The sequence below is a fragment of the Hyphomicrobium sp. genome (genome assembly GCF_041659645.1).
Lineage (GTDB): Bacteria > Pseudomonadota > Alphaproteobacteria > Rhizobiales > Hyphomicrobiaceae > Hyphomicrobium_B.
Genome location: NZ_JBAZXX010000004.1, coordinates 329514 through 345108, shown reverse-complemented (window position 1 = coordinate 345108; position 15595 = coordinate 329514). Strand labels below are relative to the sequence as shown.

13 protein-coding genes are annotated in these 15595 nt (G+C 57.6%); 3 read left to right on the top strand and 10 right to left on the bottom strand.

Going from position 1 to position 15595, the window contains the following annotated elements; all coding sequences use genetic code 11:
- Positions 1–133: 133 nt before the first annotated feature.
- The 5 genes from WC811_RS16015 to WC811_RS15995 form a co-directional block, all read right to left on the bottom strand.
- A complete protein-coding gene (locus WC811_RS16015) occupies positions 134–355 on the bottom strand; it encodes a hypothetical protein (RefSeq protein WP_372646319.1) in 222 nt (73 codons plus the stop codon).
- Complete coding sequence (locus tag WC811_RS16010) at positions 356–541, bottom strand: hypothetical protein (RefSeq protein WP_372646318.1); 186 nt, start codon at positions 539–541, stop codon at positions 356–358.
- Positions 542–589: 48 nt separating this feature from the next.
- On the bottom strand, positions 590–994 hold the full coding sequence (locus WC811_RS16005) for a TIGR02300 family protein (RefSeq protein ID WP_372646317.1): 405 nt from the start codon (positions 992–994) through the stop codon (positions 590–592).
- 428 nt (positions 995–1422) lie between these two features.
- Positions 1423–1644, bottom strand: a complete 222-nt coding sequence (locus WC811_RS16000) for a hypothetical protein (RefSeq protein WP_372646316.1) — start codon at positions 1642–1644, stop codon at positions 1423–1425.
- Between the two features lie 108 nt (positions 1645–1752).
- Positions 1753–2781, bottom strand: coding sequence for an SDR family NAD(P)-dependent oxidoreductase (locus tag WC811_RS15995; RefSeq protein WP_372646315.1), 1029 nt, complete (start codon positions 2779–2781; stop codon positions 1753–1755).
- Positions 2782–2875: 94 nt separating this feature from the next.
- Here WC811_RS15995 and WC811_RS15990 point away from each other — a divergent pair, with 94 nt between their 5' ends.
- Positions 2876–3769 (top strand): LysR family transcriptional regulator, encoded by an 894-nt coding sequence (locus WC811_RS15990; protein ID WP_372646314.1) that lies wholly within the window; start codon positions 2876–2878, stop codon positions 3767–3769.
- 143 nt (positions 3770–3912) lie between these two features.
- Here WC811_RS15990 and WC811_RS15985 read toward each other — a convergent pair whose 3' ends face one another.
- The gene (locus WC811_RS15985; protein WP_372646313.1) at positions 3913–4530 is read right to left on the bottom strand and encodes a response regulator; all 618 of its coding nucleotides are present in this window, start codon (positions 4528–4530) and stop codon (positions 3913–3915) included.
- 1621 nt (positions 4531–6151) lie between these two features.
- Here WC811_RS15985 and WC811_RS15980 point away from each other — a divergent pair.
- Both WC811_RS15980 and WC811_RS15975 read left to right on the top strand, forming a co-directional pair.
- Positions 6152–7456: a hypothetical protein gene (locus WC811_RS15980; RefSeq protein ID WP_372646312.1), complete on the top strand. Its 1305-nt coding sequence runs from the start codon at positions 6152–6154 to the stop codon at positions 7454–7456.
- 269 nt (positions 7457–7725) lie between these two features.
- On the top strand, positions 7726–8994 hold the full coding sequence (locus tag WC811_RS15975) for a glycosyltransferase family 2 protein (protein WP_372646311.1): 1269 nt from the start codon (positions 7726–7728) through the stop codon (positions 8992–8994).
- A gap of 733 nt (positions 8995–9727) precedes the next feature.
- On the opposite strand, the gene WC811_RS15970 is transcribed toward WC811_RS15975, so the two are convergent.
- From WC811_RS15970 to WC811_RS15955, 4 genes are all read right to left on the bottom strand, one after another.
- Positions 9728–10546, bottom strand: a complete 819-nt coding sequence (locus WC811_RS15970; protein WP_372646310.1) for an alpha/beta fold hydrolase — start codon at positions 10544–10546, stop codon at positions 9728–9730.
- Between the two features lie 141 nt (positions 10547–10687).
- The gene (locus tag WC811_RS15965) at positions 10688–11272 is read right to left on the bottom strand and encodes a TetR/AcrR family transcriptional regulator (RefSeq protein WP_372646309.1); all 585 of its coding nucleotides are present in this window, start codon (positions 11270–11272) and stop codon (positions 10688–10690) included.
- Positions 11273–11305: 33 nt separating this feature from the next.
- Complete coding sequence (locus tag WC811_RS15960; RefSeq protein ID WP_372646308.1) at positions 11306–14401, bottom strand: efflux RND transporter permease subunit; 3096 nt, start codon at positions 14399–14401, stop codon at positions 11306–11308.
- The gene (locus tag WC811_RS15955) at positions 14398–15534 is read right to left on the bottom strand and encodes an efflux RND transporter periplasmic adaptor subunit (protein ID WP_372646739.1); all 1137 of its coding nucleotides are present in this window, start codon (positions 15532–15534) and stop codon (positions 14398–14400) included. Before WC811_RS15955 ends, WC811_RS15960 begins: the two co-directional genes overlap by 4 nt.
- Between the last annotated feature and the right edge of the window lie 61 nt (positions 15535–15595).

Sequence of the window (15595 nt, the reverse complement as noted above, 5' to 3'; positions counted from 1 at the left end):
GAAGGATATGTGACAGCTCAGATTCAAGGCCCCCTGCTTCGCAAGCAGCTTCGCGATCTCATTTCCGGCGCGGTAACGGTTCCGGAAAGCGATCGCTGAGCTGGGGTGCCATCTCGGCGGGAATGTGCAGGCGTCAGTATGGTATGTCGCCGTAATACTTCCCCTCCCTTTTCATCGCCCACCAATGTCGCATCTGCTGCGGCCCGACGTAGACTCGGCCGCCCATCTTCACACTGATTTCGAGTTGCTCGCCGCGGACTTCGAACTCCCTTGCGGCGGCAGCAAATGCATCGGTCTCGAGATGGAAGACCGTGTCTCGGCCGTCGACGCTGAGCGTGACTTCAGAATTGGTCATCTAGCTTCCACTCCCGAGGCGATGTCTCGCATCCTTGATCATCATGCGAAACCGCCCCATCAGGGTCGGTTTCGTCTCCGGCGCGGCCGGATAGCCTTCGGCCTGCAGACGATCGCAAACTTGCTTGATCGTCTGGCATCGTCCGGACTTGGCTAGCTCTAGCGCGCGCTTGATTGGCCCCGTCATTTTCGAGGAATCCATGTTGCAAATTTTTCGAGCGCGCGAACGCCTGATTTAGCTCGCTTCGTCCCTTGGGGTATCATGACCGAGAACCTCGCCTGCCGCGTCTTCGTCCTCATCGTCGATGTCAATTAGAATGTCCGGAGCCGATGCGGCGCCATCGTCAACGTCCGTACCGTCGTCGGCCTCCGCGACCACTTCCGCTTCCGCGTCGTCATCGGCAACCGGCGCCGGCGGTTCGACCAGCCGATAGCTCTTCCCTTTTTTCGGCTTGGTGGCCATTTCGAACTCGTGTCGCGCAACCACCGTCGCGTCGTAGGGCGTGCCGCAATAAGGGCACACGACAGGCGACCGTTGCAAATCATAGAAGCGGCGACCGCAGTCCTCGTTTACGCACGTTTGCTTGGCGCCACGCGACGCGGCGGCGGACGGATCTTTAAGAGCACTTCCTTGGGACACAAATTTTCCTTTCGCCGGGGCTCTATGACGTGCGCGGGAGCGCCCGGAAGTCGCGAGACGCACAATGCGCGTCGCTATCAAATGTTAGTCGAGGAACACGGGATACGTGAGGCTCGATGAGATTGCCGGTTGGCAATGCAGTTCCAGCCGTCAACGACCAGCGCCAATTTTCGCGAAAAGCCGTCGCCGGCGCGTCGGTTGATGAAGAACTCAGCTTCGCCGAGTTCGCGCCAAAGAGACTATCTCGTCGGCGAAGGTGACTGCACCAAGCCTTTCGCCCGGCCTTACCTGCGTGGCGGCAATTCCAACAATCCGTTGGCGCCGCCAGTCCTAATCTCTTGAAGCCGTAGGCTACGAATGCCCATGTGTCCAACTTTATTTCTTTGACATCTGAGCAAAAAGCGGTTCCAGCGGCCTTCTCGCTGCCGTTACCGTTCGTCGAAGGCGGGGGCCATCTGATCTCGCACCGGCTTGACGAGATATTCGAGCGCCGTGCGGAACGATCTACCTTCAAGGTCGACGACGTTGCGTTCCATATCGTTCAAGCGCGACGTCTGGACGAGACCGCTCTTGTCGAGCGTATGCAGGTGTTCAAGCTCGCGAATGGAAATGTCGTGTTGGCGGGTCCGCGCCGAGAGAGATGCCGTCAAGCCGTCGATCTGGCTTTCGATCTGGTCGATCAGTTGTTGGAAACGCGCTTCGCCTTGCTCGATGGACTGCTTGCGTGCTTCGTAAAGCGCGGTCTCAGAGTTTCAAGCTCACTTGCTGTGTCCGCGCGATCTGGAAGGAACTCCCGCGCAGGCTGGTTCAAGCACGCCCCGGAGTCGTGTCCAAACACCCCATGCCCGCCAAGGTCTCGCGGACGGCGACGGCCAACGGGGTATGGGGTTGGCACCAAGAACCGCGACGAGCCGCGAATTGTTCATATGGATGGGAGTTGTCCAGAGGTAGCGCATCTCTGCAAGTTCGCGAAACAGGGGCACGAACGGCGACGACATCCGCATGAGCAGCCACGGAAATCGGTGGACTTTGATATCCGGATTGGCGCACGCCTCGCGGATCGCGGCGATCATCCGCGTTCCGTCAGCATCCCAATGCCCTTCCATATGGAAGCCCGCGAAAATCTCCAGGACATCTGACCGTTCCAGAAGTTGGACAATCGTCTCGGCGACGTCGGGCAGATACGCCCATTGATGGCCGATGCCGCGCTTGCCCGGATAGCTCACTGCGGTCACCGGTTTGCCGGGCTTAACGAGACCTTGCGAGAACCAGTTGTTGGCCGTTTTCGGTCCAAAGAAGTCGCCAGCCCGCACGATCAGGACAGGCGTACCTGCATCCGCGGCGGCGCGAAGCCTCTTTTCCATCTCGACGCGAATGCGGCCTTTGGCGGTGACCGGATGCTGCGGAGAATTTTCATGCAGCTCGGGGAATGCGTCCGGCCCGAAATTGTAGACGGTACCTGGCAAGACGATGCGTGCGCCGGAGAAGCGTGCAGCGGCGATGGTGTTGTCGAGCATCGGCAGCACCAGTTCGCCCCATTTGCGATAGCCGGGCGGGTTGACGGCGTGGACAATGACGGACACGCCAGCGGCAGCGGCCAAGACATCGTCGGCGGACATGGCGTCGCCCCGGATCCATTGGATTCGCGAGGCCCTCGCAGCCTCCGAAAGGTGGTCCGGGTTGCGGCTAAGCGCGCGCACCGTCCAACCGCGGGCTACGAGGAGGCGGGCCACCTCACCGCCAATGCCCCCCGTCGCGCCAAGTACGAGCGCCGTTTGATCTGTCACGTCTTGTCTCCGTCGCTTGAGTGTGACCCCAAGATGGAGAAGCCCTGCACTAAACGGAATTGCCGAAATTTGTGTAGTAACTATACTCAAATAGATGAATGCCACCCAACCCGACTGGAATCTCTACCTAAGCTTCCTGACCGTCCTTCGGCAGCGATCTCTGTCGGCGGCGGCGCGCGCCTTGAACCTTTCTCAACCGACGCTGGCTCGCCATATCGACGCGCTCGAGACAGCGTTGGGACTTGAATTGTTCACGCGCTCCCAACAGGGCCTTTCACCGACCGACGCCGCGTTGGAACTGGCGCCCTACGCAGAAAACGTCGAAGCGAATGCCGCGGCGATGTTGCGAATGGCATCCGGCCTGGGCTCCGAAATCAGGGGGACGGTGCGCATCAGCGCAAGCGAGATCGTCGGCGCTGAAATATTGCCGCCGATATTGACCACACTCCGGCGACAGTATCCGGCGCTGGTATTCGAACTGGTTCTCTCCAACGTCGTCGACAATCTCTTGCGCCGCGACGCCGACGTCGCGGTGCGTATGGTAGAACCTGATCAAGATGCGTTGGTGATTAGGAAGCTGGGCGAGGTCACCATTGGCCTCCACGCTCGCAAGGATTATCTCGCCCGAGCAGGAACTCCGGTCACGCCCGGCGATCTTGCCGACCATAGCTTGATTGGCTTCGACCGCGAGACGCCGGCCATTCGCGCAATGCGCAGCCGCGTGCCCGGTGCCGAAGCGCTCAACTTCGCCTTCCGCGCCGACAGCGATGTCGCGCAATGGCGCGCGATCAAAGCCGGGTTTGGCATCGGCTTCTGCCAAGTTGGCCTCGCGCGGCAGGAGCCGGATCTCGTGCGCGTGCTGCCAAACACATTCAAACTCCAACTCGGCTCTTGGCTCGCCATGCATGAGAATTTGCGGACAACGCCCCGCTGCCGGGCGGTCTTCGATGGACTGGCCGTCGGCCTCGACGAATATCTCAACGCGTGAGCGCGTATGATCGCTGAGCGAACGGCGCGAACTGTCGACGGAACGAACGACGAGACCTTTGCCGTATTAAGGTGATAAATTGGAATAGATTCCAGGAATTCATTCCCGGGCGGATGTCCAGCTGTCGACCGCTGCGATCAGCATCAAATCAGCTTCATCTCGAGGGCGATCCGCACCATCTCTGTCGATGTCCGCGCCCCGAGCTTCTTTCTCAGAATCGCGCTGTCCGACGCGACCGTCTTGTACGACACCGAAATGTCATTTGCGATCTCGGCCATGCTCCGCCCGCGAGCCAACATCCGCAACACAAGTTGCTCGCGCTCGCTGAGAAACGCCGCCGACTCATCGTTTTGAGCTCGAAGCAGCGCCATTTCCTGCACGAGGTCATCGGAGATCCACGTCACACCGCGACCGACCGCAAGCACCGCCTCGCGAAGATCGGCCGGACCACCGTTTTTGCTGACATAACCTCTGGCGCCGGCCTGAATGGCTTGAATGGCAAGGATCGGCGTGTCGTTCATCGAAAACACAACGATCCGTGCGTCGGGATCGTGCGCGATGAACTCGCGAGTCAGTTCAAGCCCTGAACCGTCGGGAAGATTGATGTCGATGATCGTCACATCGGGCGCATCGCGCGAAATCGCGGCACGGGCTGCCGTTACCGTTCGCGCCTCGACGATTATTATACCATCGATCTTTGCGAAGAGCGCGCGGCAGCCGGATATGACGATCGGATGATCCTCGACGATGAGCAGCTTCACGGTTGGCCTTGCTCACCTCTCGCTCCTAATCCTTTGCTCCTTCTAGCGAGCGACAACTGATTGGCAATGCTGATTTTTAAGGGATTTTTTCCCGGCAAAGACAGAAATTCATCCCACGTCGGCGTGCTGCAAGATCGGGCCGCACAGAGATCATCTCTTGGACGCGGGGCTTCATTCCGGAACTTATGATGCGATCCTCAGAGCAATCAGCGAAGATCGTCGGTCGGGTTCATGACGGCTAAACGTGAGACCGCCCAAGTCCAATCGGACGTGGCTGCCCGAACAGTCGTTGCAAAGATGATGTCGCGTCCCCCGGCTCGAATTAGGACGGTAAATTTCCGCCCGACTGTGCGATTTTGAGAAGCGCGGTGAATAGATCTCGAAACAGCGGCACCGGAAGTACTGCGACCGGCGCGATCAAACCCATCGCGATTAACGCCAAAACGACGTTTAAACGCTTGGAATATTTAAAGGGAAAGGCATTGCGCAGCTGATCCATACCGCGACCAGCTGCATTGACTGTGCCAACAATGAATTTCAGTTGTTAGCTGGAATCTTAGCGTATTCGTCAGGCGTTCGGGCGTCCCAGCTGGCATTTCTTTTGAACTGCTCGTCGACGGAGGGATCGCAACGATGCCCCGCGCATCCGGGTTCAGGCAGGGCCGCGCACCCCGAGATCATCGCTATCAGAAATATTGCCAACATGAATGGCACGATTAACGTTCGCCCATGAAGCGCGCTTTCGTTTTCGAATCTCGGCGGCGATTTCCGGCGGATACAATGAGCTTTGTTACATCGCTCCTGTTGTCGAACTGACGCCGCTTAATCCGTACCGCTCTAACCGCGAATGCGGCGGCACAAGCCAGTAGCAGCAACATGCCAAAAATGAGAACTTTCACATTCGCCTCCGAGATTCGTGACGGGACGGATATAGCAGGCCCTGGGTACGCTGATCGCTGATGAACGGCGAAGGAACGTGAGGGAGTTCTGCGCACATGCCGCTAGCAAATCCTTTTCCGATCCAAATGTTTCTGCAAGTGCCTGAGAGGTGTCTCAGGCCGACGCGGAGCGGACGATCAAGACTGGCAACAATAATGCAACAATCAAACCTGACGAATCAGGGAAGCCATTTCCCAAGTTGTTGACGACACGCTTCTCCGCCTTGTCTTGGCCGCGCCTAGGCTTGCATAAGTTGTATCAATTACCCAGCTCGCAGAGGCACAACCGAGGACACTAAAATATGCGGCTGCCGCGTCTCATCGAAGACATTTTCCGCAAGCGGCGGCCCACCACATCGCATTCTACATCGGATACACTTTCGTCCGAAACTGGACGCTTGCCAGAGTTGAGGGGATCTCCAATTCGATTTGGCCCCGTGAAAGTCCTTTCTGCGGATCCACCAATTTTTCTTTCAGGCATATCTTACGACGAATATGTCGGCGTGGCCCGAGCTTTCGGCCGACGTTATGGCGACGTGAAAGCCGGCTTCATCATTTTTCCTACTTGGACGATCGAGCCTCCAGAGAGGGCACGCAGACTGAGCCAATCCTTCCTCTCTCACACACAACGGTATCCTCAGCACAGGCTGCGCTACATCTGCAATACGCTTGAGGAAAAACGCGTGCTCGAAAGCGTCGGGCAGCCGGCACTTTTTCTCAATCATAAGTTCACGGTTTCGGAACAGATTTTTCGGCCACTGCCGGACGTGGCAATTGAATTTGATGCAATCTACAACGCGCGATTTGTCCCCGAAAAACGACACGAGCTTGCCGCAGACATCGAGAAGGTGGCCTATCTTGCCTATTCCGAACCACAGGAAGCACGGCAGAAGGATTTCCGTGCGCTTTGGCCCAAAACGAAAGCCCTATGTCCTGGCCACGTGCTGTTGAACGATCTCGCTGACGGATTGCCGGTCAAACAATCGCAAGAGGATGTCAACATCGCGCTTGCCCGCGCCGCGACAGGTTTGATCCTGTCGGAAGTTGAAGGCGCCAGTTACGCCGCCATGGAATACCTGCTCGCAGGGCTACCCGTCGTCAGCACCCCGAGCATCGGGGGCCGCGATGTTTTCTTCGATCCGGAATACGTCATTATTTGCGAACCAGATCCGCGCTCGGTCCGGGACGCCGTCGCGGCTCTCAAGGAGCGCGATATTCCCCGTCAATACATCCGCGAGAAGACGTTGCAGAAAATCGAACCGGAGCGCCTTCGTTTCCTCGCGTTGATTGATGAGTTGTCGGAGGAGCTGGGCGGCGACCGCGGCAACTTCGGGGCTTGGCCATTTGGAGAGATCAGTGGTGTCCCATGGGCGGGCTTCAACAGTCATCTTGCGGAATTCGACAAGACACAAGTTGCACGACTTGAGAAAGAATTCGATCTACCGGAAGGCGCGCTATCGGAAATCCAATTGACCACCGGCGAGATCAGGGTGATCTTGGACGCTATACGATCAAAGCCCAATTGCCGCCTTCTGGTTTTCGGATGCGGCAACGATTCCCCATTGTGGGAAAAGGCCAACAGCGGCGGCATCACGGTTTTTCTCGAAGATGATCCGCAATGGGCGGAAAAAGCACGTGGCGTGCTGACCTCGGCCGAGGTGCACGATGTCCACTACGGTACGCGTCAGGAGAAATGGCGCTCTCTTCTCAAGCATCCACGTAAGCTCAAGATGAAATTGCCGCGCTCTGTCCGTCAGCGCCGCTGGGATGTCATTTTCGTTGATGGCCCGGCAGGGTATCGGGGAGACCTTCCTGGCCGGATGAAAAGCATCTACCACGCGTCGCGTCTCGCAGCCTGCGGTGCAAAGGTTTTCGTCCACGATTGTGAACGCGCCGCCGAAGATGCGTTGGCCGAGCGATATCTTGGGCAGCACCGCAAATTCGTCGAAGTCAGCGGCCGCGCTCTTCTTAGGGGCTATGCCTTATAATTTATCGGTATTGCGGATCACAACGCGGCACCTATCCAGGCCTTAAAGGCGGCGTGTTTGAAGCCGCTTACGCGCGCCGACGCAGACGGCCTCCGGAGAAGTTGGGCAAACACTGGGCAGTCATCCCCTGCCTTTTGAATTTCGCCGTTGAAGCGGCTGAAAAAGTTATCCCGCGAGCAAGTAAAACCGTTAAAAAAACATCGCTGCAACATCGACGCAAGCGGTCCGAGCGCGTCTAGTGTATCAGTATACGTTCCAAGAGGATCGAAATGCTCCAGACGACTGACCGAGAACAGTTTATCAAATTTGACCACCGCGCGGCCACGCAGGCCGTTGCCATATCCATTGCCGGGCAACCATTGGATGCTATTGCCCCGGTCGGGCTTCGGCCACCCTTAGTTTCATTCGTGCTTATTTGCTGGAACTATGCGCAGTACGTGGCTGAGACGATAGCATCGATCAGAGCCCAGGATTATCCTCAATTTGAATGTCTCGTCATCGACAACGGATCCACTGATCGGAGCGGCGACGAAATCGTCCGCGCGATTGAACAGGACGAAAGATTCAAAGTCATCACGTTTGACGAGAATTTGGGTCACCTCGGCGCAGCCTTGTGGGCGCTGGATCATATCAAAGGGAGCTTTGTCACGTTCGTCGACGCTGACGATGTCCTCTTTTCGAACTTCGCGTCGACACACGTCCAAGTACACCTCGCGCTACCAAGAAGTGTGGCCCTGACATCCAGCAACGTGTTAGAAATAAACGCTGATGGCGGTATAATAACGTCGCAATATGACAAATTCGGATTCGGCGTTGCGGATAGGTACTGTTTCCGAGATGCTCATATCCTGCCGCGGCTATCGACCGTGTCCGAGGACCATTTCGGCATACTAAACGCGAGGACGCTTGTCCGGAAAGCAAGCGAAAGTGGTTGGTGTTGGGCACCTGGCTCCGCAAATATGTTCAGACGTACGGTATTAAATTTCTGCCGAATAGCAGATGGTCAAACCAAGCGGATGCGGGCAGCCGACAATCATTTCAATCATCTTTCCCACGCTATCGGCGGGACCGCGCTGATCGATTTTCCGTCTTCCGCCTATCGCCATCATCAGGCCAATTACTTTTCGAATTCAGAAACTCTTCCTGGCCTTCGGCGCGGGACCCGTGCCTACGTGGCGCAAGCCACTTCCAACCGCGCTGAAACGGTCGAGTGTGTTCTTCGCAATTCAACCGATTTCAACTGGTTGCTGCCAGGGCGATACTGGTCCCTGATCGACCAGCTTGGGCAAATGGGTATGGCGGTTCCCCCCTTCGCAAAGGATCCTCATATCATCGCGGCCTTTACGCGTCATATTACACAGATCTGCGCGGAGTTCGGATATAGGGCGACCTTCAAAGAAATCACGAAGCGTTTCAGTACAGCAACCGCGCGCTCCATTTTCAAGCAGGGTTTATCTTCGTCGGAATACGGGCGAGTTGGAAAATATTTTCGTCGGGCAAAGATCAAAAAATTCTTCTCCCTTAAAGTGAAAGAGTGAGTTTGCACATGTCGTTGACGGACACCAAAGCTCCTTACAATTGAGATGTCGGGCCGCAGCGCACTCCGCCCAGCCTGCCTCCTGTGAATCCCGTTCGAGCTGATCCCGGTTCGCTGTCCGCGTGCCCGCCGTCTTCGTCTTCTCGGTCACCTCGTAGGAGCAGATATCTCCTCACATAGCCACAGCACGCCCAATCCGGGGACCGTTCCTGCGCCTAGGACCATGCTGAAACGTATGACGTTGGTTTAAAAAAATGCATGTAGAGAACGAATAATCCCACACCGACGCACGCGAGTGCCGATCGCGCTGACATCCGGAGAACGCGGACCGGCGCGGCCTTATTCGATGGTCTTTGCACAGCGTCGCGTGCGGGGCCCGGAAGGCGGCACCACTCGCCAATCACGTCACTCTCGATTCTCATGTCGCCCGGCGATATGACCGAGCTTTGCGATGCGGATCTGACCAGGCAGGGCGTGATGACACTCTCCGGTCACAAGACGCCCCAGGCCGCTAGGCTTTACGTCAAGCGGACGGAGCGGCAGAGAGCAAGCGCCGCGAGGAAGCGTCGCCAGCGGGTCGGTGCGAACGAAGGGGGTGCAGATTGTCAGAATAGACCGCCCGACGCGAAGTCAGAACGGAGAGCAATAGAATGGCTAACCGAATGCGCCAGCAGCCTTCCTTTCCAAAGTGACATCATCTTGTTCCGTCAGGCCGACGATCCGATTTTCCCTCGCTAACTTTCGTGAATGATGAGTGCCAGTTCTGAGGGGTTTTCGACAGCTGAAAAGTGACCGGTGTCTTTGAGCGTGAACATGCGTGCATGCGGTATCAGGGCGCGCGTGCGTTCCCGCTCGTTAGGGCTCGACCAATCGCTGTCGCCATAGATCAGCGTCACGGGCGCTGTGATTCCCCGATACTGATCGCGCGCCTTGCTCCAAGATCGCCAACCCGCCAGTACTTTACGCGCGGCGCGTTTGTAGCCGGGAAGATGCGCCACTTTATCGAATTCTGTGAGAAGGTCGGCAGGAAGTTTACGCGGGTCGTGATAGCCGCCGCCCATGATCTTCCCAAGGATCATCCTGTTTTCCAACGAGGCATTGAACGCGCCAAGAAGCGGAACCTGCAAACTTCCGATGATAAAATTCGCAAACCAGTTACCGCGCCGGATGCCATCGCCATAGCGAGTTTCGTAGTCGTACGGATTGATCGCAAAGACCCGCTTTACGCGATGCGGAATTGCGGCCGCGACCGTGAGGGCCAATGCACCCCCAATCGACTCGCCGACGAGCGTGATGTCGGTGAGGTTGAGTTTCTCGATGAAGCCTACAACGCCTTGTCTGAAATACGGCTCATCCAAGCGCGCGTGGGGATCAATCGGCGAACGGCCATGCCCGGGAAGATCGATGGCGTAGACCGTATACGATTTGGCAAGGGCAGGTGCCAGACTTCGAAAATATTCGAGCTGTGTGCGAATCGTATGCATGAGAACCAACGGAGGTCCGTCGCCGGTCTTCTGATAACGCAGACTGAGTGTATCTGAAATTTGAAGCATGCTTGGTTTAGTTTCAAGCGGCGCTGACATTCGATTTCTCCCTTTGTTGTTTTTGAATGAGCAAAGCGGCTGGCTTTCTCGGCATCTGGAAATATTTGAAGGTTCACCAGCGCGACGACGCATCGGCGCATACCAAAAGCGTCAAGTTTTCTCTTCTATGATTTCCAGCGCGCGATGCCGCGCCTTGGCGAGAATACTCTTCGATAAGTCTGCATCATTGGTCGCGCGCGCCATTACAAGCGCACCCAACATCAGCCCTCCGAGTTCAATGGCGCGATCGGCTCGCTTTACATCTGGGCAGGACAATCCTTCTGCCGCAAGATCAAGCAATTTGCTGATGCCAATTGTGAAGGCCCCGCGGACGATTGCGCCCTGCCTGGACGCATCCGCCCCACACGCCGAAATCATGCAGCCCATGCCGGGATCGTCACGGTGCACATCGGAAAGGTATTCGAGCACATACGCGATGAGTGCCGTCTTTGGTCCGGCTTCGGCTGTCCTTTTATCGAACCGCTCGGCGACTTCCTCAAAGGCTTTCGAGGCCGACAAGGCGACCAGTTCGTCTTTCGATTTAAAGTGCCGGTAGAAGCCGCCGTGCGTCAGTCCCGCCGTCCGCATGAGATCGATGAGGCTCGTCCGCTCGATCCCGCGTTCGCGCAACATCTTCGATGCCGCTAATGTGATCTCGTCATGATGCTGGGCCTTAGCTTCGCGTGTTAGCCGCATGACACGTTTCCTCTCTTTTCTTATCGGCGCCCATCACGACGTTGCGAGCAATTCGGTGCCGTGTGCGTGCGATACTGCTTCGGTCGGACGAACGCGGAACCAAATGGCATAAAGCGCCGGCAGAAAGAGCAGTATCAAGAATGTGCCGACAGCCGTTCCGCCGATCAGCGTATAGGCCATCGAGCCCCAGAAAACGGAAGTCGTCAGCGGGATGAAGGCGAGCACGGCCGCCATCGCGGTGAGCACGACGGGTCGGGCCCGCTGCACCGTTGCTTCGACCACGGCGTGATAGTCATCAAGGCCGTCGCTCTTGTTGCTCTTGATCTGTTCGATCAGGATCAAGGTGTTCCGCATCAAGATGCCCGACAACCCGATAAGACCGAGAATGGCGTTGAACCCGAACGGCTGTTGAAAGATCAAGAGCGTCGGTACCACGCCGATGAGGCCAAGCGGTGCGGTCGCAACCACCAGCCACATCGCTGAGAACGATCTCACCTGGAAGATGATCACGATCAGCGTGAGGATGAACATGATCGGAAATATGGGAGCCAGCGCGTCGTTGGCTTTGGTTGCTTCCTCGATGTTTCCGCCCATCTCGATGCGATAGCCGTCGGGCAACGACGCGATCAGCGGATGTAGAGCTTGCTGCACTTCGATCGAGACCGGTGGCGGTTGCGTGGATTCATCGATGTCGCTCTGCACCGTGATCGTCGGCGTGCGGTCTCGCCGTTTCAGAATAGGATCTTCCTGGACGATTTCGATATGTCCGATCTGGCTTAGCGGCACCAATTGACCGCTGTCGTTTTGCAGAACGAGATTGCCGAGCTTCGTCGGGTCGAGCCGATCCGGTCCAGCACTGCGTGCCATCACCTGAACCGTGCGGATGTCCTCGCGGACACCTGTTACCGTCACTCCTGTCAGCAAAAATTGCAGTTGCTGCGCGACGTCGCTTGGCGACAAGCCGATCAAGCGTAGGCGGTCTTGATCAAGCGTGAAGCGCACCGAAGGCGTTCGCTCCGTCCAATCGGTATTGACGTCGCGCGTATGCGGATTCGCTCGCATGATCGCGACCACCTTTTGAGAGATGTCCCGCAGTTTGGGGAGATCTGGTCCCATGACGCGGAACGCAATGGGAAAGGGAGAAGGAGGTCCGAATACGAACTGAGTCGCGCGAACACGTGCTTCCGGCGCCAAGCCTTCGGCGATCTTCTGCCGGGCATGCCATTTCAAAGTATCGCGAGCTTCCGAACTTGGTGTCAGCACGACGATTTTTGCGAACGAGGGGTCGGGCAACTCCGGATCGTAGGCGAGGAAAAAGCGCGGCGCTCCCTGGCCGATGAATGACACCACGCTTTTTGCTTCCGGCTGCGTCTTCAGCCAGGCTTCGACCTTGGCGACCGCGGCTTTCGTAACCTCGATGCTCGAGCCTTCCGGCAACTGCACCTCGACGAGAAGTTCGCGGCGGTCCGAGCTCGGGAAGAACTGTTGCTTCACGCCAGCCATGCCGACGCCAGCCGCAATGAAGAGTAGCACCACGAATCCAACCACGATGAACTTGCGGCGGACGGCCCAGCGGACCATTCGCCGGAAACGCTCGTAGTTCGGCGTCGAATAAATGGCCGCATGGCCTCCCGGAATCGGCTTGATGTCGGGAAGCAACTTCACGCCCAGGTACGGGGTAAAGGCGACGGCAACGATCCAAGATGTGATGAGCGCAAACGCGACAATCCAGAAGATGTTGCCGGCATATTCGCCCGCCGTGGACTTGGCAAAGCCCACGGGCATCAGACCGATGACCGTCACGAGCGTTCCGGAAAGCATCGGAGCTGCCGTATGGCTCCAGGCATAAGCCGCTGCCTTGGTGCGTTCGTAACCTTCTTCAAGTTTCACAACCATCATTTCGATGGCGATGATCGCGTCATCGACAAGCAGGCCGAGCGCCAAGATGAGTGCGCCGAGCGTGATGCGGTCGAAGTTTCGACCGGTGATCATCATGATCACGAATACGGCGGCGAGCGTCAAAGGTACAGCCGCGGCCACGACGATGCCGACGCGCCAGCCGAGGCTCACGAGGCTGACGATCATGACAACCGCAAGCGCGACGAAGAACTTCAACATGAACTCGTCGATCGATTCCCGGATATTTTCGGCCTGATCGATGATCTTGGTGAAGGAGATGCCAGCGGGGAGAGTCTTGGCGATTTTGGCTTCTTCCTCGTCGAGGGCCTTACCAAGATCGAGGCCGTTCCAGCCGTCCTGCATCACGGCGCCGAGCACCATCGCGGGCTCGCCGTTATGCCTGATGAGGAATGTAGCGGGATCTTCGTAGCCGCGCTTCACATCGGCAACGTCGGAGAGCTTCAAGACGCGCCCTCCCGCCACAATCGGCGTGTCCGCAATTTTTTGCAGATCGTCATAAGCGCCTTCGACGCGCACGAACACCTGAGGGCCGTTGGTGTCGACGGACCCGGATGCGGTAACGACATTCTGTCGATTTAGAGCATCGAAGATCGTTCGTGAGCTGATCCCGAGCGTCGCGAGCTTTGCATAAGAGAATTCGACAAAGATGCGCTCGGGCCGCTCTCCGAGGATGTCGACTTTTTTGATGCCTGCAACTTGCAGCAGGCGTTGGCGAAGCGATTCCGCCTCTCGCGTCAATTGCCGTGGCGGCATCCGGTCTCCCTGCACAGTGTAGAGAGCGAAGGTGACGTCGGCATATTCGTCATTGATGAACGGGCCGATGGTTCCCGCCGGGAGCTTGAGCGCTTCATCGCCGAGTTTTTTGCGGGCTTGATAGAATTGTTCCGGGATTGCGGTAGGAGGCGCCTGGTCCTTCATCTGGACCTTCATCAGCATCAAGCCGGGGCGCGTAAATGTCTCGACCCGGTCGTACCAGCGAAGCTCTTGCATACGTTTTTCGAGCGGTTCGGCAACGAGATCTTGCATCTCCTTCGCCGTGGCTCCGGGCCACATGGCGGTCACCGTCAGTACTTTGATGGTGAAGGGAGGATCCTCGGCACGGCCGAGCTTGGCGAACGCATATGCGCCGGCCACGGTGATCGCGATGATCAAAAATAACGTAACGGCGCGTTCGCGAACCGCGAGGGCGGAGAGATTGAAATTTGTCATCGTGATGCCGTTTCTTCGCCTTCGACCCGAACGCTATCGCCGTCGTGCAGAAGTCTCGCGCCAAGCGCGACGACCTGGTCGCCGACCTGAACGCCGTTGCTTATGAGAGCGGTTTCTTCGCCGACGCCAGCCAGCGTTACAGGCCGAAATCCGACGACCTGCTTCTGTTGATCGAGCAGCCAAACACCGGACGAAGCGCCGTTATCGACGACCGCGCCGACGGGCACCTCGACGACCGTTTTCGTTTTGAGCTGCGGGATGTGTAGGGTTACGGTGGCGCCGAGGGGAGCATTTGCGGCGGCGCCCGCCAGGACATAGCGCGCCTCATAGGTTCTTGTGCTTGGGTCCGCGGCGTCGGAAAGCTGACGCAGACGCGCCGGCGAGCGCGATTTGAGATCGCCATACAGCGTAGCGGTTGCTTCTGAGCCGATTTCGGGTCGCACGGTTTCAGGCAAATTGACAGAACCCTCGCGCGGGCCGGAGTGAGCAAGGCGCACGACGGTCTGGCCTGCCGAGACCACTTGGCCAGGCTCGGAAAGCGTTTCCATCACGACGCCGTCGGCATCCGCAACGAGCACGGAATAATCTTCGGCATTGCGAGCAAGCTGAGCGTTCGCCTTGGCGACGGCAAGTTGGGCTTCAGCGCTATCGAGCGCCGATTTCGCTTGTTCGTAGCGCTGGTGGGAGACCCAGCCCTGGCCCACCAGATTTTTGTAACGCGCTTCGTCCGCACGCGCCTGGATGGCCGTTGCGTTGGCTGCATTAATGGCATTGTTTTGCGCAACGATGGTGAGTTTCAGATCGACTGGATCGAGCTTCATTAGAGGTTGGCCGGCCTTGACCGGCTGGCCGGTGTCGACGAGGCGCTCAATGATCTTTCCGGCGACGCGAAAGCCAAGATTGCTCTGAACGCGGGCGGCAATCACGCCGGTGAAGGATCGCTCCGCTGTGCTTGCCAAATGGACGGTCGCGACGCGCACGAGGGGAACGCCGGTCCTCGGATCGGCTTCCGATGGTTTGCAGCCGGCGATACCGACCGAAACGAGTGCGGCTGCGGCCAGTGTGACGGACGTTTTCCGCCGCGACGTACCGTTAGTTAGAAAATGCCCGACGTTTTTCGCCAGCGTTTCCATAATGACCCTCACTGCCTCAATGGCGTTCACTGATCTTCGAACTTCATTCTTGCCCACTTAG

Coding starts and splice junctions, on each gene's coding strand:
- WC811_RS16015 (WP_372646319.1), bottom strand. CDS start 355: ATGACCAATTCTGAAGTCACGCTCAGCGTCGACGGCCGAGACACGGTC.
- WC811_RS16010 (WP_372646318.1), bottom strand. CDS start 541: ATGACGGGGCCAATCAAGCGCGCGCTAGAGCTAGCCAAGTCCGGACGA.
- WC811_RS15990 (WP_372646314.1), top strand. CDS start 2,876: ATGAATGCCACCCAACCCGACTGGAATCTCTACCTAAGCTTCCTGACC.
- WC811_RS15975 (WP_372646311.1), top strand. CDS start 7,726: ATGCTCCAGACGACTGACCGAGAACAGTTTATCAAATTTGACCACCGC.
- WC811_RS15970 (WP_372646310.1), bottom strand. CDS start 10,546: ATGCTTCAAATTTCAGATACACTCAGTCTGCGTTATCAGAAGACCGGC.
- WC811_RS15965 (WP_372646309.1), bottom strand. CDS start 11,272: ATGCGGCTAACACGCGAAGCTAAGGCCCAGCATCATGACGAGATCACA.
- WC811_RS15960 (WP_372646308.1), bottom strand. CDS start 14,401: ATGACAAATTTCAATCTCTCCGCCCTCGCGGTTCGCGAACGCGCCGTT.
- WC811_RS15955 (WP_372646739.1), bottom strand. CDS start 15,534: ATGGAAACGCTGGCGAAAAACGTCGGGCATTTTCTAACTAACGGTACG.